Source organism: Skermanella sp., assembly GCF_059503625.1.
Genome location: NZ_JCACHA010000559.1, coordinates 1 through 23,429, shown reverse-complemented (window position 1 = coordinate 23,429; position 23,429 = coordinate 1). Strand labels below are relative to the sequence as shown.

The following is a 23,429-nucleotide window of genomic DNA, read 5'->3' as shown; positions in this document are numbered from 1 at the left end:
GATAGTCGAAACCCGAACGCGTGTTGGCGAACCTGGTCCGCTTCGGCATGGCGACTACGGCTCCCTTGGCGGCTCGGCCGGCGGTGCCCTTGGGCGTCGAAGCGTGCATCCGGTCTTCCCCTTCACTGTGCCGACGCACTTAGCGGCATCCTGCCTCTCCGCGTTCGATCCTGCGGGCTCAACACCTCCACCAGCAGAACATCTCATTTCTCTAATTATATAAATCCACCGGTTACTCACGAATGCCCGTCGAATAGAGCGATTTGCACATCAAGGAAAAACTTCCATTAGGAAATGGTGATATCTTGGGCGTTGGCGTGTTGAAACAGCCCCTGAATTCATCACTCTGACCCACCTGGGGATCGGAGGCGTGAGGAAAGGAGGGGCGTGGGGGAGAGTGCTCCTATAGCACGGCCTCGACCCTTGCCGGCCTCCCTTCCTCCTTTGAGGAGTTGAGCGACCGTGACGGCAGCCCTTGAAAATCAACAAACCCTGTCCCGCCCGCGCCGGCACCGTTTCAAGCCGCCGATCAGGGCGCTTTCCGAGTATCTCCCTCCGACGTCACGGCGGCTGGAACCGGACGTCACGCCGCGGACCAGCGTGGCGGTGGAGTGCGGCTGGGGACGCTTGATCCTGGGCCAGACCTTCGGCGATCCCGCCGATGTCGTCGCGGCCCTGCGGGACGAACAGCCGGGACAGCGCGACATCGCGATGTATCTCGATGATCCCCATGTCATGCTGGCCCTGGCCCCCCAGAACCTGTTCCTCGATCCCTCGCACACCTTCAGGCTGGATCTCGGCGCGCCGTCCCCCGGCGGGAGGGTGCCCGCCTGCTTCACGGTGCAGCCGCTCGAGACGGCCGAACAGGCCCGTCAGGTCAACCGTATCCAAGCCGCCCGCGCCATGCTGCCAACCCCCGACGACTTCCTGATGGCGCACCGTGACTGTCGGCACTTGACGCACCTGATCGCGGTGGACGGCCGGGACGGCCGCGTGATCGGCACCGTCAGCGGGATCGACCATGTCGAGGCCGCCGGCGATCCGGGAAACGGATCCTCCCTGTGGTGCCTGGCGACCGATCCCCAGGCGCTTTATCCCGGTATCGGCGAGTGCCTGGTGCGCGCGATGGCCGAGAACTTCAGGATGAGGGGCCGCGCCGTCATGGACCTCTCGGTGCTGCACGACAACGCCGGCGCCATAGCGCTTTATGAAAAGCTGGGATTCAGGCGCATTCCGGTGTTCTCGATGAAAATGCGCAATGCCATCAACGAGAAGCTGTTCATGGGTCCTAGACCGGAACAGCCGCTCAATCCTTACGCGACGATCCTCATCAGCGAAGCCCGCCGGCGCGGCATCGCCGTGGAGGTGCTCGATGCCGAGACCGGCTATTTCCGGCTCAGCTTCGGCGGCCGATCGATCGCCTGCCGGGAAAGTCTGTCCGAGCTGACCAGCGCCATAGCCCTGAGCCGGTGCGACGACAAGGCCGTCACCCGGCGGGTTCTGCAGAAGGCGGGACTGAGGGTTCCGGCGCAGCGCCGCGCCGGCAGCCCGGCGGACGACGCCGCTTTTCTGGCCGGGCACGGCCGCGTGGTGGTCAAGCCGGCGCGCGGCGAACAGGGCAAGGGCATCACGGTCGATATCCGCACGCCCGAGGTGCTGGAGCAGGCCGTGGCGGCGGCGCGGGCGCATGCCGACACGGCGCTGATCGAGGCGTTCGTCGAGGGCCAGGACCTGCGCATCGTGGTGATCGATTACAAGGTCGTGGCGGCGGCCATCCGCCGGCCCGCCGAAATCACCGGCACCGGCGAGCACACGATCGCCCGGCTGATCGAGGCGCAGAGCCGGCGGCGCGCCGCCGCCACCGGGGGCGAGAGCCGGATACCACTGGACGCGGAAACCGAGCGGTGCCTGCGCTGCCACGGCTATGCCCTGGACGACGTTCTACCCGAGGGCGAAAGGCTGTTCGTTCGGAAGACGGCTAATCTGCACACCGGCGGCACGCTGCACGACGTGACGGCGGTGCTCCACCCCGCGCTGGCGCAGGCGGCGGTGACGGCGGCGCGGGCGCTCGCGATCCCGGTGGTCGGGCTCGACTTCCTCGTGCCCGACCCTGCCGGCCCGGCCTACGTGATCATCGAGGCCAATGAGCGGCCCGGCCTCGCCAATCACGAGCCGCAGCCGACCGCCCAGCGCTTCATCGACCTGCTGTTCCCCCAGACGGCGGTTTGACGGCATGCCGGCGGAGGGGACGCGGTTTCGCGTCACTCCGCCGGCGCCGCCTTGTGCCGCCGGTCGCCGCGCCGGGTCAAGCGCTCGCTTACGCGTTCGAACAGGGTGAACAGGATCGGCACGAACACGATGCCGACGATGGTCGCAGCCATCATGCCGCTGAACACCGTCGTCCCGATCGACCGGCGGCTCGCGGCCCCCGCTCCGGTCGCGACCAGCAGCGGCACCACCCCGAGGATGAAGGCGATGGCCGTCATCAGCACGGCGCGGAAGCGCGTCCGCGCGCCCTCCACGGCCGCTTCGATGATCGGCAATCCATGCTCCCGGCGGGTCCGGGCGAACTCGACGATCAGGATCGCGTTCTTGGCGGCAAGGCCGATCAGCAGGACGAAGCCGATCTGCGCATAGATATCGACCGGAATGCCGGTGAGCCATAGCCCCGCCGCCGCCCCGGCCGCCGCGACCGCGACCGACAGAACCACGGACAAGGGCACGATCCAGCTTTCGAACTGGGCGACCAGGAACAGGTAGGCGAACAGGATCGCCAGTCCGAACACGATCACCGTCTGGTTTCCCGTCTCCACCTCCTGGAGCGAAACTCCCGACCACTCGAATCCGTACCCGGCCGGCAGCGTATCGTTCGCCACCTGGGTCATCGCGGCCAGCGCATCGCCGGAACTGGCGCCGGGGGCGGGCTGGCCGTTCACGGAAGCGGCGGTGAACTGGTTGTAGCGGCCGATGGCATCGGGGCTCAGCACGTTGCGGATGGTCGCGATGCTGCGGATCGGGACCAGTTCTCCGCTGGATGCCCGGACATGCAGCCGGTCGATCGCATTCGCTTCGTCGCGGAAGCGCGCCTGATCCTGGACCATGACGCGGAACACGCGGCCGTACAGATTGAAGTCGTTGACATACAGAGAGCCGAGATGCGCCTGGAGCGTCGTGAACACGTCCCCCGGCGTGATCCCCAGCAACGCCGCCTTGGTCCGGTCGAGTTCCAGGAATAGATGGGGAACCTCGGCGCTGTAGGTGCTGAACACGGCGCGCAGCATGGGGTTCTGGTTGGCCGCGACAAGCAGGCCGCGCAGGGTGGACGCCAGTTCCTGCGGCGATTGCCCGCCCAGCGCCTGAAGCCTGAAATCGAAGCCGCCGGTAGCACCGACGCCGGGGATGCTGGGCGGATTGAAGGCGAAGATGGTCGCCTGCGGGATGGCGGCGAGCTGCGGCTGAAGACGCGCCAGCAGGCCGCCGACCTGTTCGGCCGGATCGCTCCGCTCCTCCCATGGCTTCAGCGTCGCGATCACCAGGCCGACGTTGGAACCCGCTCCGCTCAGCAGGCTGAAGCCCGATATGGCGATGACGTTGTCGACGCCCGGCGTCTCGCGGATCATGCGCTGCACGTCCTCCAGCACGGCGTCGCTGCGCTCCAGCGCGGCGGCGCTCGGCAGTTGGACGTTGACGAAGAAATAGCCCTGGTCCTCCGCCGGCAGGAAGGCGGAGGGAAGTGCCCGCATCAGCAGGCCGGCCCCCAGGCCGACGGCCAGGAAAAGCGCGATCGACACGACCAGCCACCGGCTGCCGCCGGCCACCAGCCGGCCATAGGCGTCGCGCGTGCGGTCGAGCAGCCGGTTGAAGACCGCGAACGGACCGCGCCGGTACATTTCCGTCGGGCGCAGAAGCAAGGCGCACAGGGCCGGGCTCAGGGTCAGCGAATTGATGCCGGAAATCAGGAACGATACCGAGATCGTCACCGCGAACTGGCGGTAGAGCTGGCCGGTGATGCCCGGCAGGAAGGCCACCGGCACGAAGACGGCGGCCAGGACCAGCGTGGAGGCGACGATGGGGCCGGTGACCTGCGCCATCGCCCGCTTCGCCGCTTCGGCCGAGGAAAGCTCGGGCTCCTCCTCCATCACCCGGCGGACGTTCTCGACCACCACGATCGCATCGTCAACCACCAGGCCGATCGCCAGGATCAGGGCGAACAGCGTGACCGTGTTGGCGCTGTAGCCGGCGGCCAGCAGCACCGCGAAGACGCCGATCAGCGACACCGGAATGGCCAGCGTCGGGATCAGGGTCGAGCGCCAGTCCTGGAGGAACAGATACGTCACCGCCACCACCAGCGCGAAGGTGATCGCCAGCGTCAGCACGATTTCCTCGATCGTGGCGTTGACGAAGCGCGTGGTGTCGAACACGACGGCGTAGTCCAGTCCCTCGGGGAAACGCTGCGACAGCCGTTCCAGCTCCGCTTCGACCGACTGGGCGACGTTCAGCGCGTTGGCGTCGGCCGCCTGATACACCACCAGCGTCGCGGCGGGCTGGCCGTTCAGCTTGGAGCGTGAACCGTAGGTCTGCGCGCCCAGCTCGACCGTCCCGATATCGCCCACCCGAACGACGGCGCCGTTGGTATTGGTGCGGACGATGATGTTGCGGAAGGCGTCGACGTCGCTCAGGCGTCCCTCCGCCAGGATGGTCAACTGCTGCTGCTGGCCGGCCGGGGCCGGCGGCGCGCCGATCTGCCCGGCGGATGCCTGGACGTTCTGCTGCTGTATGGCGCCGACCACCTCGGGCGCCGTGACGCCCAGCGCCGTCATGCGGTCCGGGTCCATCCAGATCCGCATGCTGTAGTTCAGGGACCCCATCACCTGCGCTTCGCCGACGCCTTCGACGCGGGCGATGGCGTCGCGCAGGTTGATGCTGGCATAGTTGCTGATGAAGATCGGATCGTAGCGGGCGTCGGGCGAGAAGATGTTGACCGCCATCAGCATGTTGGGCGACTGCTGCCGCACGGTGACGCCCTGGCGCGTCACTTCAGAAGGCAGGGAAGGCGTCGCCAGCGACAGCCGGTTCTGCACGTTGACCGTCGCGATATCGGGGTCGGTGCCGATGTCGAAGGTCACCGTCAGCGTGTAGGCGCCCGTGTCGGTGCTGGTCGAGTTCATGTACATCATGTTCTCGACGCCGTTCACCTGCGCCTCGATCGGCGCCGCGATCGTTTCGGCGACGACCTGGGCGTTGGCGCCGGGATAGCTCGCCGTTACCTGAACCGTCGGCGGCGTGATCGGCGGGAACTGTGCTACCGGGATGACCCGGAGCGCCAGCAATCCCGCCAGCACGATCACCAGGGAAATGACGATGGCGAGGTTGGGCCGCCGGATGAAGAGAGCCGAGATCATGGCTGGGACGCCGTCTGGTCGGACGCCGGCGAGGGCTGGACCGTGATGCCCGGCCGGACCTTCTGGACACCTCCCAGGATCACCGTTTCACCCTCCTGCAAGCCGCTTTCCACGGCGAAGGCCTGCTCGATCTGCGGCCCCACCTGGATGCGGCGCTGACCGACGCGGTTCTGCTGGTCCAGAACCAGGACGAAATGTCCTTCGCGGTCCTGCTGAACGGCGGCGACCGGGACCACCGGGCGGCGCTCCGACCGTTCGGGACGGATCAGGGCGGTTACGAACTGGCCGGGCAGCAGGGTCTGCTGCGGATTGGGGAAGACGGCGCGGACGGCGATGGTGCCGGTCGCCGGATCGACGCGGTTGTCGACGAACTCGACGCGGCCCTCCTCACGGTACTCGCCGCCGTTCGGAAGCCTCAGCTTCGGCACGTAGCGCTTGACCAGTTCCTGCGGGGACAGCCCTTCGTACTGTTGCCGGACCGCCAGGAGATCGCGGTCGCTGACCGAGAAGACGACGCGGATGGGATCGAGCTGTACGACGTTGGCGAGCGGACCGGAGCCGGGGGAGACCAGATTGCCGACGGTCACGGCCGTCACGCCGATGCGGCCGTCAATGGGCGACGCGATCCGCGTATAACCCAGGTTCAGCTCGGCGGTCTGGACGGCGGCCTGGGCCGCGAGCACGTCGGCCTGTGCGACATCGCGCGCCGCGGTAGCCTCGTCCAGTTGCGCCTCGCTGACGTTGCCGCGCCCGCGCAGTTCCTCGGTTCGCTGATAGTTGGCCTGGGCCTGGAGCAGGTTGGCTTTCGCCCGCGATACCTGGGCGCGGGCAGAAGCCAGCGCCGCCTCGTACGGGGCCGGCTCGATCGTGTAGAGCAATTGGCCGGCCTTGACGTCCTGGCCGTCCGAGAAGGCAACCTCACGAAGGAAGCCCTCGACCCTGGGGAGTGCCTCGAAGGACTGGATAGCCTCGACCCGTCCGATGAACTCGGTGGTCGGTGCTATGTCGCGCGCTTCCACCGCGACGGTCGTCACCGCCGGGGGAGGTCCGCTTCCGGGCGCCGTCTGCGCCAGGGCCGCATGAGACGACAGCAGGACGATCGAGGCGGCTATCGCCTTCCAGCCGGAATGCTGAAGCGCGAAGGGACGGCAAGGTATCGCGGGAGCACGATGGTCGCGTGACGGCATCTTGGGCGCTTCTCTCCGGCTGGGATGAAAGAGGCTCGAATTTCATGCCCCTAACAGCGCAGTCGTCCATATGACACGGGCCTATGTCAGCGTGACGAGAAGGACGCCTGCGCGGGAGACCGGCAGGCGGTTGTGGGCAAGGCCGCCCCATCCGGGCGAAGGGCTGGATCCGACCCGACCGAAGGCGGCAACAAGGACATGGCCGCCTGGAAGATGATCGGCTTTCCCGGAGCACATTGCTGATCCCCGTCTCGGCGTCGACCGTAGCTCGGATGCCGATCTATAACAGGCGGTCAAGGGTGATCGGAAACTGCCGTATCCGGTTTCCGGTCGCATGCCAGACTGCGTTCGCAATGGCGCCCGCCGTTCCGGTAATGCCGATTTCGCCAACCCCCTTGATGCCCAGCGCGTTCACGTGCGGATCGTGTTCCTCGACCAGGATCGCTTCGAGCGACGGAGCGTCGGCGTTCACGGGAATGTGGTATTCGGCGAGGTTCGGGTTCATCGGACGGCCGGATCGCAAGTCCATCACGGCTTTCTCGTGCAGAGCGAACGATATGCCCCAGATCATGCCGCCGTAGTACTGGCTGCGCACCAGCCGGGGATTGATGACCCGTCCGGCCGCGAAGGCGCCGACCAGGCGCGTCACGCGGATCTGGCCGAAGTCGGGATCGACCTTGACCTCTGCGAAAACGGCCCCGTGCGCATGCTTGGCATAGGATGGTTGTGCGGCCGGATCGGTAGCGCTTTTACCGCGGCCCTCGATCTCCGCCAGCCCGGCGCGGGCCAGGATGTCGGCATAGCTCTCGCTTCTGCTCTCGTCGTCGCGCCGGAACAGCCGGCCACCCCGCGCCACGACGCCGGTGTTCCCGGCGCCGAACAGCGGCGAGCGCTGGTCGCCTGTCGCAAGGTCGGCCAGCTTCGCGACCGCATCCGCGCCCGCGTCGTGGATCGCCATGCCGACGGTCGCGGTATGCGCCGAGCCGCCCGCTATCCCGGCGTCCGGCAGGTCGGATGTCCCGGACCTGAACTCGACCTCGTCAAGCTCAAGGCCCAGGCTGTCGGCGGCGATCTGCGCCAGGGCGGTCCCTGCACCCTGCCCCATGTCATGCGCCCCGGTCTCCATGACCCCGGTGCCGTCGCTGCGGATAACGGCCCGAGCCTGACCCTGGAACATCAGGGCCGGGAAGGTCGCGGTGCCCATGCCCCAGCCGACAAGGCGTCCGTCGTCGTCGTGCATCTGCCGGGGCGCCAGCGGACGCAGCGCCCAGCCGAAGCGTTCGGCACCCTGCGCGTAGCACTCACGCAGCGCCTTCGAGGAAAACGGCTTGCCGGAAATCGGCTCGACCTCGGCATAGTTCCTGAGACGGAACGCCAGAGGGTCCATCCCGCAGGCCTCCGCCATTTCGTCGATAGCACTCTCCAGTGCGATCGAGCCCGTCGCCTCGCCGGGTGCGCGCATGAACAGCGGCGTACCCGTGTCGAGCCGGACGACCTCATGGGATGTGGCGATCGACGGGCTCGCATACAGCGTATGCGAGACATCGGAGGCCGGCTCGAAGAAATCGTCGAAGGTGCTCGAGGTGGTCTTCGTGTGATGGGAAAGCGCGGTCAGCACGCCGTCGCCGTCGGTGCCCACGCGCAGCGTCTGCCGGGTCGGCGCGCGATGGCCCACGGGGCCGAACATCTGCTCCCGCCGCAGCACCAGCTTCACCGGCCTGCCGGTCAGGCGAGCCGCCAGGATGCCGAGGACCTGAGGTCCGGACACCCCGCCCTTGGACCCGAAGCCGCCGCCCAGAAAGCGGCTGCGGATATGGATGTTCTCCACCGGCAGTCCGAACAGTTCCGCCAGACGCCCCTGGGTCATCGCCAGACCCTGGGTCGGCATGTCGATCGAGAGCCTATCACCGTCCCAGACTGCCACGATCGCGTGCGGCTCCATCGCATTGTGATACTGTGCCGGCGTTTCGTAAGTGGCGTCGATCCGCCGGGAAGCCTGGGCGAGACCGGCCTGAACGTCGCCCCGATGCGCTTCGCCCGGATTGCCGACGCCGACGGTCGGCGGGGTGAAGCTCCCGTCCGCGTCGAGGTCGGCACGGACCGGCTCGGCCTCGTACCGGGGCGCCAGCAGCGCCGCGCCTTCCGTTGCAGCCTCGAGCGTCCCGGCGATCACCACCGCGATCGGCTGGTTCGCGTAGCGGACCTTGTCGTTTTGCAGAACGTCGAGCCGGAAGGCGAAGGGATTGGTCCTTGCGTCCGGATCCTTGGCAAGCGGCGGTCTGTTGTCCGGCGTCATCACCTCGATCACGCCCGGATGCGCCTTGGCGGCTGCGACGTCAAGGAAGGCAACCCGGCCGCGCGCGATGCTGCTGACCGCCACCACGGCGTAAAGCATCTCAGGCGGGTGGTTGTCGGCCGCGTAGCGGGCGCCGCCCGTGACCTTGAGAATTCCGTCCCGGCGGGTGAGCGGCTGACCGATGCTGGATCCGTGCCGAACATGAGCCGGAGCCTGGGTGAGGGGGATCTCAGACATGCAGATGGACTCCCGAACCTGAAGCGGTACCTGATGCGAAGGGAGAGGCCGGCAGTGCGGGCACGCGTTCGGGCGTTCCGGCTGCCGCCAGCGTGAGTGCGCGCGTTATGATCCGCCGCGCGAGCTCGATCTTGAAGGCGTTGTCACCGGACGGACTGGCATCCGCGAGCGCCGCCTCGGCGGCGGCGCGGAAGACGGCGGCATCCGGGATCGCGCCGGCCAACACCTCCTCCGCGGCCCGGCTCCGCCAAGGCTTCAGGGCGACGCCGCCCAGCGCTATCCGCGCTTCCCCGATCGTTCCACCGTCGAGCTTCAGGGCTGCGGCAGCCGACACGACCGCGAAGGCGTAGGAGGTGCGCTCGCGGACCTTGAGATAGCGGGCATGCGCGGAAAAGCCGGCCGCCCCGCCCGGCAGGCGCAGGGCGACGATCAACTCGCCCGGCTCCAGCGCGCTCTCGTGCTCCGGCGTGTTTCCAGGCAGGCGATGGAAGCCTTCGAGCGGGATCTCACGACGCCCTGCCCTGCCCTCGACCTCCACCACGGCGTCGAGAGCGACGAGCGGAACGCAGAAGTCGGATGGGTGCGTCGCGATGCAGTCCTCGCTCCATCCCAGCACGGCATGAAGCCGGTTCTCGCCGCCACGGGCATCGCAGCCGGAGCCCGGATGGCGTTTGTTGCACGCACTCGCGACGTCGTAGAAATACGCGCACCGAGTCCGCTGGAGGAGATTGCCGCCGGCCGTCGCAGCGTTGCGGAGCTGGGGCGAAGCGCCCGACAGCAGCGCTTCCGCAACCGCCGGGAACCGCCGCGCAAAGTCCGGGTCATGCGCCAGATCGGCATTGCGGACGAGGGAGCCGATCCGCACGCCACCGTCTGGCAGGTGCTCGATCCGGTCGAGCCCGGGGAGGTGGTTGACGTCGACCAGGCGGCTCGGCCGGGTGACGCCCCCCTTCATCAGGTCCAGAAGATTGGTGCCGGCCGCCAGGTAGGCGGCTCCCGGTTCCGAGGCCGCGGCGACGGCGTCCGTGATCGTGGCGGGCTTGACGAAGTCGAAGATGTTCATACAACTTGCTTCCGCTCGATTTCGGCCAAGTTCTGCTCAGCCAAGTTTTGTCCGGCCAGAATTTTCTGTGCTTCGATGACGCCCTCCGTGATCCCGGCGTAGGCGCCGCATCGGCAGAGATTGCCGCTCATGCCCTCGCGCACGCGCTCCGGGTCGTCGCCGGCTTGCCCTTCCTGGATCAGGCCGACCGCGCTCATGATCTGGCCCGGCGTACAGAACCCGCATTGGAAGCCGTCATGGGCGATGAAGGCGGCCTGAACGGGGTGCAGTTCGTCGCCCTGCGCGAGACCCTCGATCGTCAGGACGTCGGCGCCGTCATGGCTGACCGCAAGAGCGAGGCAGGAATTGATCCTTCGCCCATCGACGAGCACCGTGCACGCGCCGCATTGTCCGCGGTCGCAACCCTTCTTGGTTCCGGTCAGGTCCAGGCGCTCGCGGAGGAGATCGAGCAGCGTGACCCTTGGGTCGTCCAGCACCACTTCTCGCACCGTACCATTCACGGTAAGGGAAACTGATAGGCTCATGCGGTCCTCCGATGAGAGTTTCTATAGGCCGTGGTACCGTCACGATGCTGTATGTATGGGTAAATGAGTTTGCGGCCAGCTTGGCGCCGTACGACGATGCCGCGGAAGCCTTCCGCGGGTTGGACATCTTCAGGGATGCGCTTTAATAACGGGTGCGCCCAGCATCGGTACTCACTGCAAAAACTATACGGAGGGTTCCTCCGTTTTGCAAGGGGAGAAGGCGGAGAAGGTTAAGAGGGCGGGCAGAATGGAAGATTGTTCCGGCAGGACGCCGAGGAGGCCCCGCGCAGATGCGGTTCGGAACCGCGAGCGCGTCCTGGAGGCTGCCAAAGCGGTCTTCAACGCCGGCGGCCCCGATGCGAGCCTCGAAGCCGTGGCAAGGCGTGCCGGTGTCGGCATCGGTACGCTGTACCGGCATTTCCCGACCCGCGAAGCCTTGTTCGAGGCCGTCTACCGCCGCGAGGTGGAGCATCTCGCCAACTTGGCCGAGCAGTTGAAGGTGGACGCGGCTCCTGCTGAGGCGCTGCGGATCTGGATGCGCTCCAACGTGGAGTTCGTCGCGACCAAGAAGGGCATGTCGGTAGCGCTCGCGATCGTTGCGCACAGCTCCTCCGACCTCTCCGCCTATACGTTCGACCGGCTGACCAAGGCGGTTCGAGAGCTGCTGGACCGGGCCGTGGCGGCCGGAGAGGTTCGGGCCGATATCAGCCCGGAAGACCTTCTGCGCGCCCTGGTGGGCATGTGCTACATGCACGACCAGCCGGGCTGGCAGGCCAGCGTGCTCCGGCTGGTCGACGTCTTCGTCGACGGGCTGTGCAGGGTACCCGACGGAAAGCCGTCCTGATCGGCGTCGGGGCGGCAAGGCCCACGGGTCCATTACAGTCGATCCATAGAGCCGCCATTGCGGCACTCAACCGGGTCCGGGCGATGACGGGCATCCTGTTTCCCGTGGTCCATCCCGTCATGCTGCCATGAGGGGAGAACCTTCGATCCGATGCCCATCAGATGGGCAAAGGATTGCGACGGGATGAACTAGGGATTTGACAGTCCGGTCGCAATAAACCGGTTGGCCCAGGCGTGGGTCGCCGCCAGTTCATCGAAGAGCCATTCGCGGAAATTCCTGATGTTGGGGAGGTCGGCCTTCGAACGCAGCGTCGCGAAGCCATGCCCCTGGACCGTCATGATGTCTCCGGCGAACGGGATGATCAGCTTTCCGGTCCGGAGTTCCTGTTCGGCCAGCAACAGACTGTCCAGGCAGACACCGAGTCCGTCCACGGCGGCGCTGATCGCCATGAAGGAGCGGTCGAAGCGCGGCCCCCTCTCCAGGTCGAGGCGCACCTTGCGATGACGGCGCGCCCAGTCGCGCCAGCCGAGGACCGTGACCTCGGAATGGATCAGCGTGTGCCGGGCGAGGTCGTCCGGCCGGCGGATCGGCTTGGTTCCGTTGGCCAGCGCTGGCGAGCACATCGGGACGATTATATCATCCGGAAAGGAGACCATGACGCTGCCGGCCGAAGGTGGACCGGGATTATAACGGATATCGACATCGACGTCGCCCTGGCCGAGGTCGACCGGGATCAGGGATGCATGCAGCCGGATGTCCAATTCCGGATGCGCCTCCCCGAAGTGAGCCAGCCTTCTCATCAGCCACTGCGACGCGAAACTCGGTGTCGAATGGACGGTCATGACGGCACTGATGCCTGCCACGGCAACGTTGCGCGTGGCGGCTTCGATGCGGGCGAAGGCGGCGATGATCTCGGCGGCGTAGTGCCGGCCCGCTTCCGTCAGGACAACGGCGCGGTGAACCCGGTTGAACAAAGCGATTCCCAACTGCGCTTCCAGCAGCTTCACCTGATGGCTTACCGCGGACGGTGTAACGGCCAATTCTTCTGCCGCAACTGCGAAGGAACCAAGTCGTGCGGCAGCCTCAAATGCTTGAATCGATTTAATAGAGACCCTGTTTTGCATTGCGGCATACACATGAACTGAGTTCATCAATAGCTGATTTTATTCGTTTGAGAGATTAACCACAAGCATTTACATTTTATCTCAGCGATTGGCACCTGGGGCAAAGCAAATTCCCAGTGTCCTCAAAATAAAATACGAGGATTTCACCGTAAAACGTGCAATGAAATCGCTAAGTACACAATAGAATATGAGGTGAGGAAATGCTTCTTGCTAACAAGGTCTGCGTGATCACTGGGGCTGCTTCGGCGCGCGGCATTGGACGCGCAACCGCCAAACTGTTCGCCCTGCATGGCGGCCGCTCGATTATTCTCGATCTGAGTGAGGAACAGGCCAGTGCTGCCGCATCCGAGCTAGGGAGTGCCCATCGCGGCATCGCCTGCGATGTGACCGACAAGGACGCCTGCATCGCCGCGGTCGAGCGCGTGGTCGGCGAATTCGGACGAATCGACGTGCTGGTCAACAATGCCGGCATCACGCAGCCGCTGAAGTTCATGGAGATCGCGCCTGGGAACTACGACGCTGTTCTCGACGTCAATCTTCGCGGCACGCTCTACATGAGCCAGGCCGCGATCCCGCAGATGCGCAAGCAGCATTCGGGCTCCATCGTGAACATGTCGTCGGTCTCGGCCCAGCGCGGCGGCGGGATCTTCGGCGGGCCGCACTACAGCGCCGCCAAGGCCGGCGTGCTGGGTCTCGGCAAGGCCATGGCCCGCGAACTGGGTCCGGACGGTATCCGGGTCAACTCGGTCACTCCTGGCCTGATCCAGACCGACATCACCGGCGACAAGCTCACCGACGATCTCAAGGCCGAAATCATCAAGGGCATTCCGCTCAGCCGCCTGGGCAATGCCGAGGATGTCGCCAGGGCCTGCCTGTTCCTGGCCTCGGACCTGTCCTCCTACACCACCGGCGCCACCATCGACGTCAACGGCGGCATGCTGATCCATTAGGGAGCGGTGGCCGGCACTGCCCGGCCGCCCCGTCATTCACCCATGTGTCGCTACGGCTGATGCCCGTGCCCGTGCGCGAGCGCATGACCGTGCCCCGACACCGACGATGCTGGAGATAACTGTGCAGACTAATCCACTTGGACACAACGTGGACCTGGCCGAACGCGCCTACCGCATCCGCCGCAACGCGCTGCTGATGGGCGAGGTTCAGGGCCAGGGCTACATCGGCCAGGCGCTCGATATCGCCGACGTGCTGGCCACGGCGTATTTCCACGCCATGAGCTATCGCCCGGAGGATCCTCACTGGGAAGAGCGCGACCGTTTCCTGCTGTCGAACGGCCACTACGCCATCGCCCTCTACGCGGCCCTGATCGAGGCCGGCATCGTGCCGGAGGAGGAGCTGGAGACTTACGGCAGCGACGGCAGCCGCCTGCCGATGTCGGGCATGGCCGCCTACACGCCCGGCATGGAGATGTCCGGCGGATCGCTGGGGCTGGGGCTGTCGATCGGCGTCGGCATGTGCCTGGGACTGAAGCGCAAGGGCTCGCCGTCCCGCGTCTACACCCTGTTCTCCGACGGCGAGCTGGACGAGGGCTCCGTCTGGGAAGCCATCATGTCGGCCGCCCACTGGAAGCTGGACAACCTGATCGGGATCATCGACGTCAACAACCAGCAGGCCGACGGACCCTCGACACAGGTCATGGCCTTCGAGCCGCTGGTGGACAAACTGCAGGCCTTCGGCTGGTTCGTCCAGCGCATCGACGGCAACGACATCGATGCCGTTCGCGCCGCCTTCGACGCCGCCCGCGACCATGCCGAGCCGAAGCCCCGCATGATCGTCTGCGATACCCGGATGGGACGGGGCGTCCCGTTCCTGGAAGCCCGCGAGAAGAACCACTTCATCCGCGTCGACGAGCACGAATGGCAGATGGCCCTCGAGGCTCTCGCCGCCGGGAGGACAGCATGAGCACCGCAAACACTACTGCCAACATCGACACCAACGAGGGCGCCAGCCCCAAGCCGCGCCTGAAGACCTCGGCGATGATCGCCTCGATCGCCGCCGAGGGCCAGCGCACCAAGCCGGCGCCCTTCGGCCACGCCCTGGCCGAACTGGCGAAGAGCCGGCCGGAGATCGTCGGAATGACCGCCGACCTCGGCAAGTACACCGACCTGCACATCTTCGCCAAGGCCCACCCCGACCGTTACTATCAGATGGGCATGGCCGAGCAGCTGCTGATGGGGGCCGCGGCCGGCATGGCGCACGAGGGAGCGATACCCTTCGCGACGACCTACGCGGTGTTCGCCTCGCGCCGGGCCTACGACTTCATCCACCAGACCATCGCCGAGGAGAACCTCAACGTCAAACTGGCCTGCGCCCTGCCGGGCCTGACCTCCGGCTACGGGCCGAGCCACCAGGCGGCCGAGGATCTGGCGCTGTTCCGCGCCATGCCGAACATGACCGTGCTCGATCCCTGCGACGCGCTCGAGACCGAACAGGCGGTGCCCGCCATGGTCGCCCATCAGGGTCCCGTCTACATGCGCCTGCTGCGCGGCCACGTACCGCTGGTGCTCGACGAGTACGATTACCAGTTCGAGATCGGCAAGGCGAAGATGCTGCGCGACGGCGCCGACGTGCTCGTCATCTCCTCCGGCATCATGACCATGCGCGCCCTGGAAGTCGCCAAGTCGCTGGAGGCCGACAAGGTGGACGTGGCGGTGCTGCATGTCGGGACGATCAAGCCGCTGGACGGCGAGACGATCCTGCGGGAAGCCGCGCGCACCGGACGCATGGTGGTGGTCGCCGAAAACCACACCGTCATCGGCGGTCTCGGCGAGGCCGTCGCCGGCCTGCTGCTCCGTTCCGGCGTGACCCCGAAGTTCCGGCACATCGGCCTGCCGGACGAGTTCCTGCTCGCCGGTGCCCTGCCGACACTTCACGACCGGTACGGCATCTCGGCCGAGGCCATGACGACGACCATCAAGGGCTGGCTCTAGACCAGGCAGCAGCATCGTTCAGTACGACACCTGGTCGGTAATCAGCATTTTCAGTGACCGTTGAAACAACGCGCGCGAAGCGCCGAACAGATCCGGGTCCGTTTTCGCGCGCGAACCCTAAGACCAATAACTGGAGGAAACGATGAAACATCTACTTGCCGCACTGGCAGTCGGCGCTACCCTCGTGGCAGCCCCGGCCTGGTCCCAGCAGGTCCTGCGGCTTGCCCACAACGCGGCGCCTGGGAATCCCAAGGCGGAAGCGTCCCTGAAATTCGCAGAATTGGTGGCCCAGAAGACCTCTGGCCGGGTCAAGATCGAGGTCGGCGGCAGCGCCCAGTACGGCGACGACGTCGAGGCGCTGACCAGCATGCGCCTCGGGACTATGGCCTTCAGCGCTAATTCGCAGGGCTCGACCTCTGGGGTGATCCCTCAGTTCGCGGTGCTGGGCCTGCCTTTCCTGTTCCAGGATCTGCCGCAGGCCTGGAAGGTGCTGGACGGGCCGGTCGGCGAGCAGCTCGCCGCCGATGCCAAGGCGAAGGGTCTGATCCTGCTCGCCCTCTGGGACAACGGCATCCGGCACACCAGCAACAACGTACGCCCGGTCGAAAAGCCCGAGGATCTGGCCGGCGTCAAGGTCCGCACGCCGCCCGATCCCATGACGGTGGACATCTTCAAGGCGCTCGGCGCCAACCCGACGCCGATGGCCTTCTCCGAACTGTACATCGGGCTCCAGCAAGGTGTCGTGGACGGCCAGGAGAACCCGCTGATGAACATCTGGTCCTCGAAGCTGCACGAGGTACAGAAGTTCATCTCCCTGACCGCCCACAAGTACGAGGCGACGCCGCTGTTCGCCAGTGCGGTGGTCTTCAGCACCATGCCGAAGGCCGATCAGCAGGCGGTGCTCGAAGCCGCGGCCGAGGCGGGCAAGCTGAACCGGGAGATGTCGCAGAAGGCCGACAACGAGCTGCGCGGCAAGATGGAAGAGGCCGGCGTCAAGTTCAACACCATCGATCCCGCTCCATTTGCGGCCAAGACGAAGCCCGTCTACGACAAGTGGCAGGCTCAGTTCCCGGACTTGGTGGCCCTGGTCCGGAAAGAAGCCGGCGCGGCGAAGCAGTAATGGATATTCTTCACGAACAGGAGATGAGAGGCGCGGGCTTGTCCGCCTCCATCATCCAGGGGGTGGACACGGTCATCGCCGTCGCCGCCACCGTCATCGCCATCGGGGCATTGGTATCCCTGTTCCTATCGCTCATGGCCGAGGTCGTCGTCCGCTACCTGACGACCCAAGGGCTGGGGTGGCCGTCGGAGATGCCGAACCTCCTTTTCCCCTGGCTGGTCATGGCCGGGATCGTCCTGGCCGCGCAGCGCGGAGCGCATATCTCCGTCACGCTGGTCCTGGGCGCACTCGGACGCAGCGCGGCCCGGACGCTCCTTCTCGTCATGCAGGTGGTCGTGACTGCCACCTTCTTCTATCTGGCCTATATCGGCCTCGCCGTCATCGAGATCACGGGGACCGAGGTGTACCCGGTCACCGGAGTCTCTGCGCGCTGGGCATACCTTTCGCTCATCGTCGGGTTCGTCGGTGTCGGCCTGACCGCCGTCACCACCTTCCTGCGGCTTCTCATGGCTGAGGACCCACTGTCGGTACGGGCCCACATCGCGGAGGAAGAGCTATGACACTGGTAATGGTTGCGGTCTTCGCCGTCCTGCTGCTCCTGTCGTTTCCGGTCGGTTACGCGCTCGTTATCAGTTCGGGCGCCGCTGTTCTGACGCTCGGGTCCGTGCCGACTGTCATCGCCGTCGTGAAATTGTTCCAGCCGACGCAGAGTTTCCCGCTGCTGGCGATTCCCTTCTTCATCCTATCGGGCGCTCTGATGATGAGCGGGACGCTCGGTCAGAAGCTGGTCCGCTTCGCGGCCTTGCTGGTCGGACGCTTTCCTGGCGGCCTGACCCAGGTAACGGTCGTCGGCTCCACCATCTTCGGCGGAGTCTCGGGCTCCGCAGTCGCCGAGGCGTCGGCCCTGGGAACCATGCTGATCCCCTGGCAGAAGCGGGAGGGGTATCCCGGCGCCTTCGGCGCCGCCACGACCGCCTCCTCGGCCGTGATCGCGGGACTGATCCCGCCCTCGATCCCGCTGATCCTCTACGCCGCGGTCTCCAACGCATCGATCGCCTCGCTGTTCCTGGCGGGGATCCTGCCTGGACTGATGCTGGCGGCGGGCATGATGCTTGTCTGCTACGTCAGCGGACGTGTGCGCAACTTCCCACTGCTGACCGAAAGGGTAACCGGGCGTGACATCCTGAATGCCACATTCACGGCGCTGCCGGCACTCCTGATGCCGGTCTTCATCCTGGCTCTGTTGCGCCTCGGCATCGCGACACCGACCGAGGTGAGCGTCATCGCTGTGGCATACGCGCTGCTGGTCAGCATGCTGATCTATCGTGACCTGACGATCAAACGCGTCTATGGGGCTTTGGTCGGGACGGTCGTCACCACGGGTGTCGTCATGCTGGTGATCGCGGCTTCCAACCTGGTTGGCTACGTGCTGATCATGGAGGCTATTCCCAACACCGTGGCGCAGTATGCTCAGAATGTCCTGCAGGAGCCATGGCTGATCATCCTGGCCATGAATGTGATCATGCTCGTGGTCGGCATGTTCCTCGACCTGCCGGCGGCCATCCTGCTGCTGGGTCCGACCTTTGTCGCGGTAGGCACGGCGATCGGCATAGACCCCATCCAGCTCGGTATCATGATGGCGGTGAACCTTAGCATCGGGCTGTTCACGCCGCCGATCGGAACGACGCTGTTCATCGCGGCCGCGATAGCGCGGGAGCCGATCGGCGCCATCGTTCGGGAGCTCTGGCCCTTCTACCTCGTGGCTCTGGTGGTCCTGGGCTTGGTGTCCTACGTACCGGCATTCACCTTGTACTGAGGCGCCGGGCGTAAGAGCCGTAGAGGGCCCCGGATCCCCTTGGTGGGTTCCGATGTTCCGGGTGTCCAGGAACGACGCCTTCCGGACACCCGCTCCATTACTTCGGCTGTTTGCCGAATTCAATCAGCTAAAGAAACTTGCTCAATCAAACATAAAGGGAGGAGTGACATGACGACGATCGGATTCATCGGCCTTGGCTCCATGGGCCTGCCCATGGCCTGCAACCTGCTGAAGGCAGGCTTCGGCGTGCGGGGATTCGACCTGCGGACCGACGCCATCGGGCTGCTCGAAGATGCCGGGGGGACAGGAGCCGGCACAGCCGCCGATGCGGCGCATGAAGCCGATGCCTTGGTGCTCATGGTGGTGAACGCGGCCCAGGCCGAAACGGTGCTGTTCACCGACGGAGCCCTGGACCGGCTGGCGCCTGGCGGTATCGTGGCGCTGATGGCGACCTGTCCGCCGGAAGCCGTGACGGATCTCGCCGCGCGGGTCGAGGCCACGGGCCGAGGGTTCGTGGACTGCCCCGTCTCGGGCGGCGTCGTCGGCGCCGTTGGCGCCACGCTCACGATCATGGCGGCGGCGCGCCGGTCGGTTTTCGAGGTCGTCAACCCCATCCTCAAGGCCATGGGTGACAAGGTCTACCACGTAGGGGAGGAGCCGGGACAGGGTGCCACGGTCAAGACCGTCAATCAGCTGCTCTGTGGGGTTCACATTGCGGTAGTCGCCGAAGCCTTCGCGCTCGCTGTCAGGAAGGGCGTGGACTTGGGCGTCCTGCTTGAGATCATGAGCGGCTCCTCGGCGTCGAGCTGGATGCTGAAGGACCGTGGACCGCGCATGCTCATGGCCGATCCCGAAATTACGAGCGCCGTCGACATTTTCGTGAAGGACCTCGGCATCGTACTCGAAGCGGGCCGTGACGCAAAGGTGGCGCTGCCGCTGGCCGCCGTGGCCTACCAGCTCTTCCTCGCCACTTCCGGACGCGGCGACGGGGGTGCCGATGACAGCCAGGTGATCCGCACATACCACGTGATGAACGGAACCGGCGATCTCCCGTCAGGGAACTAGACGCCGATCCAAAGGAAGGATCGCCACCGGCGACATCCTCCGGGAATGGGAAAAATCCCTTGTGCGACCATGAACCATACGATCGAACGACAGGCCGAAGCGACTTGGGCGGGCGCAGCCGCCCAGGGTGTGTCATCGTTTCCCTGCGATCCCAACTTTGCTTTAGCTGTTGCACCGCTTCCCCGTATTCAGGTCTGACGCCTGACCTTCTCGGTGACGTTGTTGCGCCAGAGGTCGGATGAGCGCATGTAGCGGCGGGCGACCTCGACCGACTTGTGGCGGGTCTGGCGCATGACGTCGTGGAGCTGGGCCTCCGCCTCGGCCGCCGCGGTGGCGAGCCCGGCGCGCAGGCTGTGGGTGGAATAGGAGCGCCGGGCACCGATAGCGAGGTGGCCGAAAGTTTTTCCCTCAACCCCGGATCGCCGTCGCCGAGGGCTTTGGCGGTGTCCTTGACCAGCCGGACCACCGCCTTGTCCGACAGACGGGTGGCCGTCATCACGCCGCCGGCGCGCAGGCCGACGAACAGGGGATCGCCGCTCAGCGCCGGCAGGCCGAGGCGGACGCACCAGGCATTGTACTGGCGCCAGGCAGAGCGATAGGCGCGTAGCGTGCCCGGCCGCTCGCCTGGGTGGCGTAGACGGCGGCCTGGGCGGCAAGCTCGCGGATCTCGTCGGCGCGGTCAGGATCGAAGGCGCCGGCGGGCAGCACAAGGTCGCCGAGGATGCCGGTCGACACCACCAGCCCCTGCCCTGCTGCCGCGGTAAAAATCTCGTCGTCCGTCATGGCCCCTCCCCTGCTCCGCTATCCGGTCATCGCTCCGGACGCCGGGCTGGCCAGCGCCGATTTCTCTCCCAGGTAGCTGTAGCGAAAACTTTACTCGCGAGAAATGTCCGAAAAGACTGCTGTTACGGGCGGGGATTGCGACGTTTGCCGTGTTGATCTGGATTGCGGCTCAAGCTTCCCGGCGGCAGCGATACGCATTGCAGGCCAGAGGACCGCAACAGGATAACCAGACAGAAGAAGACTGAAATCCGGAGCCAGTCTTTTGTAAGGGCGGCATGAGACCTTATTGTCAGCGCCCTCCCGAGAGCGCCGGGTCTTAGGGCATTCTTGATAGATAGCTAAAGCGCTCGCCCGTCCTTGGTTGCGAAGCGAGCATGGTCAAGGCCTTCTCCATCTCCCGCCGTCCTGATGTCCAGCGATCCCGGATCGACCCCGGAGAAAAGTCGAAGAGCTTGCCGGCAAGCTCGGGTTCCGGCGCCTGATAAGCAAAGTGGACGAGTGTCACCGAAGAGCCCGCCGGCTCCCACCGCTGCCGCAACGCGTACTCGCGCCGCAGAGCGGCGATAGCCCGGTGTCCCTGGCTCGCAAAGACGATGTCCTCACTGCGTTGATACACCGCGTCCAGGGAGGACGGCCGCTTACCTCTTGGACTGTGCAGATCCGAGGCAAAGCAGATCAGATCCTGGGCTGGAGGATTGGCAAGGACATGATCGACCGGAAGGTTGTTGCGGACACCGGGATCGCAAAGCAATCGCCCATCGATTTCGATGGGCTGGAATACCGGCATCAGCGCCACCGCGGCCAGAAGGTGTTGGGGTTCGATGCGGCCGCGCGTATTCTCGAACCAGACCTCTTCTCCGGTCTCTACATCTATGCAGACGAATGACAGTCGGACATCGGCACGGTTCAGCAGATCGAAATCCACCAGACGCTCCAGTGTTCCGCGCAAAGGTCTCTGGTCATAAAGAGAAAGATCATTGGGCATCCATGGCAGCATGGAAAGGGCGCCGGGGAAACTGTGCCGGTAGATACCAGGGCGCCCAAAGGCGGTGGCGTTGAAGATATGGGAGGCATTGTACAGCTCACGCAGCCGCGGGCTGCTGGGTGGTTTTGTCCAAAAACCAGCCTGGCTTGCCTCATCCCAGTATTGACGAAGCCTCTCCAGCCGCCGCCCGGTTGGATTACCGGCGAGGATGGCGCCGGTAATCGCCCCTACCGAAGCACCGACGATCCAGTGCGGCTGTATACCCTGGATCAGCATCTCCTCGTAAACGCCGGCGTGGAAGGATCCGAGCGCATTGCCGCCGCTCAGAACAAGAGCCACGTTCGAACTGGCGCCATCAGTATTGGAGACGGATATGGAGTTCATGATGTACCCTGTTGCACTGGTGTCGAAACTCGTCTAGGCGCCGGGAAGTTCCTGCATCGAGAGGCAGGCAGGAGGCCGTATCCCGTCAACCGTCCGCGGTCAGGCGAGCTGGACTGCCGGATGTTCCCTGTCCTGCTACCGAAAAGTCAGACGCGGCGCGAGCACGCCGATTTGCCAGGGTACTCGACCATGCGGATCAGCACCGATACGGATGAAGTTGAAAATCCCTTTTGCACAGCAAAATCCAGCTCGTCGCACACTCAGCTTGAGAAAAGCAGGTCGTTTTTCGGCTTTCAAAGCATGAATACCTCTGGGCACGACGTGGCGCTTTCATCCATCTTGAAGCCAGACTGCTTTTACCGGTCCAAAACCTAGCTTGTTGTTTTTTGCCAGCCAGGCAACTCACGGACCACCGGTTTTTGCTTCTGGGATAGGAGATCGTTTAGGTCCCTGTGGCTTCCATCCCCTGACGAACTCCTCGTAGGGCACCGTCAACTTGATTGGCGTCTGACTGCGGTGGGGCAGCTTGCGGGCTTGGGCTCAACCCTGGTCTGTGACTAGGTAGCCAGCCGGGCGCCGGTGATCTCGGTCCAGTCCTCGAAAGTCTGGGCGCGGGCGGTGCGATAGTCGGCGGCGGTGAGTTGGTTGCGAGGAAAGTGGAAGAGGTTGGCGATGGGGTCGTGGATCGAGACGAAGCGCTGAACGTGGCGGGCCGACTTGAACCGCTTCATCTGCCGTTCTCGTCGCCTTGTTGGCTGGTGTGAGTTTTCAGCCCGGTTGTTGAGCCCCTTGTGCTGGCGATGCTCGACGCCGGGCATGATCTCCTTCTTCGCCGCGCCGTAGGAACGCAGCTTGTCGGTCACCATGACGCGAGGAGCCGGCCTTGCTTCTTCAGGAGCTTGCCCAGCAGCCGCTTGGCCGCCTTCTTGTCGCGTCGGCTCTGGACCAGGGCATCGAGCACGAAGCCGTCTTGGTCGACCGCGCGCCAGAGATAGTGCTTCTTGCCCGCGATCGTCACGACCATCTCGTCGAGGTGCCACTTGTCGCCGCCCTGTGGCCGGCGTCGGCGGATGCCGTTGGCAATCTCGCGGCCAAACTTCAAACCCCATTTGCGCACGGTTTCATGACTGACCTCGATCCCGCGCACCGCCAGCATCTCCTCCACCATCCGAAGGCTCAACGGAAAGCGGAAGTAGAGGTAGACCGCGTAGCTGATCACTTCAGCAGGGAACCGGTAGCCGGCGTAGGAAGGAGCAGAAGGCGTCGTCATCCCCGTCCCATACCCGCGGCCACCCGCCTCCGCAAGCCCCAGCGCTCAAGTTGACGGTGCCTCGTCCTCGCCCAGGAATCCCGGCTCCATCGCCAGGACGCGGTCGAGGTCGAAGGCGCCGAGCCCGATCACCTCGTCCAGCGCCACGGAGCATCGTTCGGTCCGCCGGATGCGCGCGAACGGGTTCATCGACCGGATACGGTGCTCCAGCACCACGATGTCGGCTTCGTCCACAAGGTCGATCTTGTTGAGCAGTATGACATCGGCGAAGGCGATCTGCTCCTGCGCCTCGTGGCTGTCGTCCAGACGCTGGGCCAGATGGCGGGCATCGGCGACGGTGACGATGCCGTCCATCCGGGTGCGTTTGGACACGTCCGGATCGAC

At 65.4% G+C, this 23,429-nt stretch carries 18 protein-coding genes and 1 pseudogene; 9 read left to right on the top strand and 10 right to left on the bottom strand.

What is annotated here, in order from left to right; all coding sequences use genetic code 11:
* The first annotated feature begins 462 nt into the window (after positions 1-462).
* A complete protein-coding gene (ngg, locus tag AC5JJ6_RS12275) occupies positions 463-2,229 on the top strand; it encodes an N-acetylglutaminylglutamine synthetase (RefSeq protein ID WP_496042307.1) in 1,767 nt (588 codons plus the stop codon).
* Positions 2,230-2,261: 32 nt separating this feature from the next.
* Here the strand turns inward: ngg and AC5JJ6_RS12270 are convergent, their stop codons facing one another.
* From AC5JJ6_RS12270 to AC5JJ6_RS12250, 5 genes are all read right to left on the bottom strand, one after another.
* The gene (locus AC5JJ6_RS12270) at positions 2,262-5,402 is read right to left on the bottom strand and encodes an efflux RND transporter permease subunit (protein ID WP_496042306.1); all 3,141 of its coding nucleotides are present in this window, start codon (positions 5,400-5,402) and stop codon (positions 2,262-2,264) included.
* Entirely contained in the window at positions 5,399-6,589 is a 1,191-nt protein-coding gene (locus AC5JJ6_RS12265; RefSeq protein WP_496042305.1) for an efflux RND transporter periplasmic adaptor subunit, read from the bottom strand. The genes AC5JJ6_RS12270 and AC5JJ6_RS12265 overlap by 4 nt, the downstream gene beginning before the upstream one ends.
* A gap of 280 nt (positions 6,590-6,869) precedes the next feature.
* Positions 6,870-9,122, bottom strand: coding sequence for a xanthine dehydrogenase family protein molybdopterin-binding subunit (locus AC5JJ6_RS12260; RefSeq protein WP_496042304.1), 2,253 nt, complete (start codon positions 9,120-9,122; stop codon positions 6,870-6,872).
* Positions 9,115-10,185, bottom strand: a complete 1,071-nt coding sequence (locus AC5JJ6_RS12255) for an FAD binding domain-containing protein (protein WP_496042303.1) — start codon at positions 10,183-10,185, stop codon at positions 9,115-9,117. The genes AC5JJ6_RS12260 and AC5JJ6_RS12255 overlap by 8 nt, the downstream gene beginning before the upstream one ends.
* Positions 10,182-10,709, bottom strand: coding sequence for a (2Fe-2S)-binding protein (locus AC5JJ6_RS12250; protein WP_496042302.1), 528 nt, complete (start codon positions 10,707-10,709; stop codon positions 10,182-10,184). Before AC5JJ6_RS12250 ends, AC5JJ6_RS12255 begins: the two co-directional genes overlap by 4 nt.
* 247 nt (positions 10,710-10,956) lie before the next feature.
* Here AC5JJ6_RS12250 and AC5JJ6_RS12245 point away from each other — a divergent pair, with 247 nt between their 5' ends.
* The gene (locus AC5JJ6_RS12245) at positions 10,957-11,553 is read left to right on the top strand and encodes a TetR/AcrR family transcriptional regulator (protein ID WP_496042301.1); all 597 of its coding nucleotides are present in this window, start codon (positions 10,957-10,959) and stop codon (positions 11,551-11,553) included.
* A gap of 188 nt (positions 11,554-11,741) precedes the next feature.
* On the opposite strand, the gene AC5JJ6_RS12240 is transcribed toward AC5JJ6_RS12245, so the two are convergent.
* Positions 11,742-12,677 carry a LysR substrate-binding domain-containing protein gene (locus AC5JJ6_RS12240; protein WP_496042300.1) on the bottom strand — a complete coding sequence of 312 codons (936 nt, stop codon included), beginning with the start codon at positions 12,675-12,677 and terminating at the stop codon, positions 11,742-11,744.
* Between the two features lie 200 nt (positions 12,678-12,877).
* Here AC5JJ6_RS12240 and AC5JJ6_RS12235 point away from each other — a divergent pair, with 200 nt between their 5' ends.
* From AC5JJ6_RS12235 to AC5JJ6_RS12205, 7 genes are all read left to right on the top strand, one after another.
* On the top strand, positions 12,878-13,627 hold the full coding sequence (locus tag AC5JJ6_RS12235; protein WP_496042299.1) for an SDR family NAD(P)-dependent oxidoreductase: 750 nt from the start codon (positions 12,878-12,880) through the stop codon (positions 13,625-13,627).
* 121 nt (positions 13,628-13,748) lie between these two features.
* The gene (locus AC5JJ6_RS12230) at positions 13,749-14,594 is read left to right on the top strand and encodes a transketolase (RefSeq protein WP_496042298.1); all 846 of its coding nucleotides are present in this window, start codon (positions 13,749-13,751) and stop codon (positions 14,592-14,594) included.
* Positions 14,591-15,622 carry a transketolase family protein gene (locus AC5JJ6_RS12225; protein WP_496042297.1) on the top strand — a complete coding sequence of 344 codons (1,032 nt, stop codon included), beginning with the start codon at positions 14,591-14,593 and terminating at the stop codon, positions 15,620-15,622. The genes AC5JJ6_RS12230 and AC5JJ6_RS12225 overlap by 4 nt, the downstream gene beginning before the upstream one ends.
* A gap of 142 nt (positions 15,623-15,764) precedes the next feature.
* Positions 15,765-16,742 (top strand): TRAP transporter substrate-binding protein, encoded by a 978-nt coding sequence (locus AC5JJ6_RS12220; RefSeq protein ID WP_496042296.1) that lies wholly within the window; start codon positions 15,765-15,767, stop codon positions 16,740-16,742.
* Between the two features lie 38 nt (positions 16,743-16,780).
* Positions 16,781-17,302, top strand: a complete 522-nt coding sequence (locus tag AC5JJ6_RS12215) for a TRAP transporter small permease (RefSeq protein ID WP_496042295.1) — start codon at positions 16,781-16,783, stop codon at positions 17,300-17,302.
* Entirely contained in the window at positions 17,299-18,558 is a 1,260-nt protein-coding gene (locus tag AC5JJ6_RS12210; RefSeq protein WP_496042294.1) for a TRAP transporter large permease, read from the top strand. The genes AC5JJ6_RS12215 and AC5JJ6_RS12210 overlap by 4 nt, the downstream gene beginning before the upstream one ends.
* A gap of 168 nt (positions 18,559-18,726) precedes the next feature.
* On the top strand, positions 18,727-19,623 hold the full coding sequence (locus AC5JJ6_RS12205) for an NAD(P)-dependent oxidoreductase (protein ID WP_496042293.1): 897 nt from the start codon (positions 18,727-18,729) through the stop codon (positions 19,621-19,623).
* A gap of 537 nt (positions 19,624-20,160) precedes the next feature.
* Here AC5JJ6_RS12205 and AC5JJ6_RS12200 read toward each other — a convergent pair.
* The 4 genes and pseudogenes from AC5JJ6_RS12200 to AC5JJ6_RS12185 form a co-directional block, all read right to left on the bottom strand.
* Positions 20,161-20,406, bottom strand: coding sequence for a hypothetical protein (locus tag AC5JJ6_RS12200; protein ID WP_496042292.1), 246 nt, complete (start codon positions 20,404-20,406; stop codon positions 20,161-20,163).
* A gap of 316 nt (positions 20,407-20,722) precedes the next feature.
* Entirely contained in the window at positions 20,723-21,775 is a 1,053-nt protein-coding gene (locus AC5JJ6_RS12195) for a patatin-like phospholipase family protein (protein WP_496042291.1), read from the bottom strand.
* A gap of 557 nt (positions 21,776-22,332) precedes the next feature.
* Positions 22,333-23,045 (bottom strand): annotated as a pseudogene (locus AC5JJ6_RS12190) (IS6 family transposase).
* 45 nt (positions 23,046-23,090) lie between these two features.
* The coding region (locus AC5JJ6_RS12185; protein WP_496042290.1) for a GTP-binding protein at positions 23,091-23,429 on the bottom strand (339 nt) is incomplete at its 5' end.

What these genes read in the sequence shown, in the direction of transcription:
- AC5JJ6_RS12260 (WP_496042304.1), bottom strand. Translation starts at nt 9,122, where the DNA reads ATGTCTGAGATCCCCCTCACCCAGGCTCCGGCTCATGTTCGGCACGGA.
- AC5JJ6_RS12220 (WP_496042296.1), top strand. Translation starts at nt 15,765, where the DNA reads ATGAAACATCTACTTGCCGCACTGGCAGTCGGCGCTACCCTCGTGGCA.
- AC5JJ6_RS12245 (WP_496042301.1), top strand. Translation starts at nt 10,957, where the DNA reads ATGGAAGATTGTTCCGGCAGGACGCCGAGGAGGCCCCGCGCAGATGCG.
- AC5JJ6_RS12235 (WP_496042299.1), top strand. Translation starts at nt 12,878, where the DNA reads ATGCTTCTTGCTAACAAGGTCTGCGTGATCACTGGGGCTGCTTCGGCG.
- AC5JJ6_RS12250 (WP_496042302.1), bottom strand. Translation starts at nt 10,709, where the DNA reads ATGAGCCTATCAGTTTCCCTTACCGTGAATGGTACGGTGCGAGAAGTG.
- AC5JJ6_RS12200 (WP_496042292.1), bottom strand. Translation starts at nt 20,406, where the DNA reads ATGACGGACGACGAGATTTTTACCGCGGCAGCAGGGCAGGGGCTGGTG.
- AC5JJ6_RS12265 (WP_496042305.1), bottom strand. Translation starts at nt 6,589, where the DNA reads ATGCCGTCACGCGACCATCGTGCTCCCGCGATACCTTGCCGTCCCTTC.
- AC5JJ6_RS12255 (WP_496042303.1), bottom strand. Translation starts at nt 10,185, where the DNA reads ATGAACATCTTCGACTTCGTCAAGCCCGCCACGATCACGGACGCCGTC.
- AC5JJ6_RS12240 (WP_496042300.1), bottom strand. Translation starts at nt 12,677, where the DNA reads ATGCAAAACAGGGTCTCTATTAAATCGATTCAAGCATTTGAGGCTGCC.
- AC5JJ6_RS12270 (WP_496042306.1), bottom strand. Translation starts at nt 5,402, where the DNA reads ATGATCTCGGCTCTCTTCATCCGGCGGCCCAACCTCGCCATCGTCATT.
- AC5JJ6_RS12195 (WP_496042291.1), bottom strand. Translation starts at nt 21,775, where the DNA reads ATGAACTCCATATCCGTCTCCAATACTGATGGCGCCAGTTCGAACGTG.
- AC5JJ6_RS12205 (WP_496042293.1), top strand. Translation starts at nt 18,727, where the DNA reads ATGACGACGATCGGATTCATCGGCCTTGGCTCCATGGGCCTGCCCATG.
- AC5JJ6_RS12210 (WP_496042294.1), top strand. Translation starts at nt 17,299, where the DNA reads ATGACACTGGTAATGGTTGCGGTCTTCGCCGTCCTGCTGCTCCTGTCG.
- AC5JJ6_RS12225 (WP_496042297.1), top strand. Translation starts at nt 14,591, where the DNA reads ATGAGCACCGCAAACACTACTGCCAACATCGACACCAACGAGGGCGCC.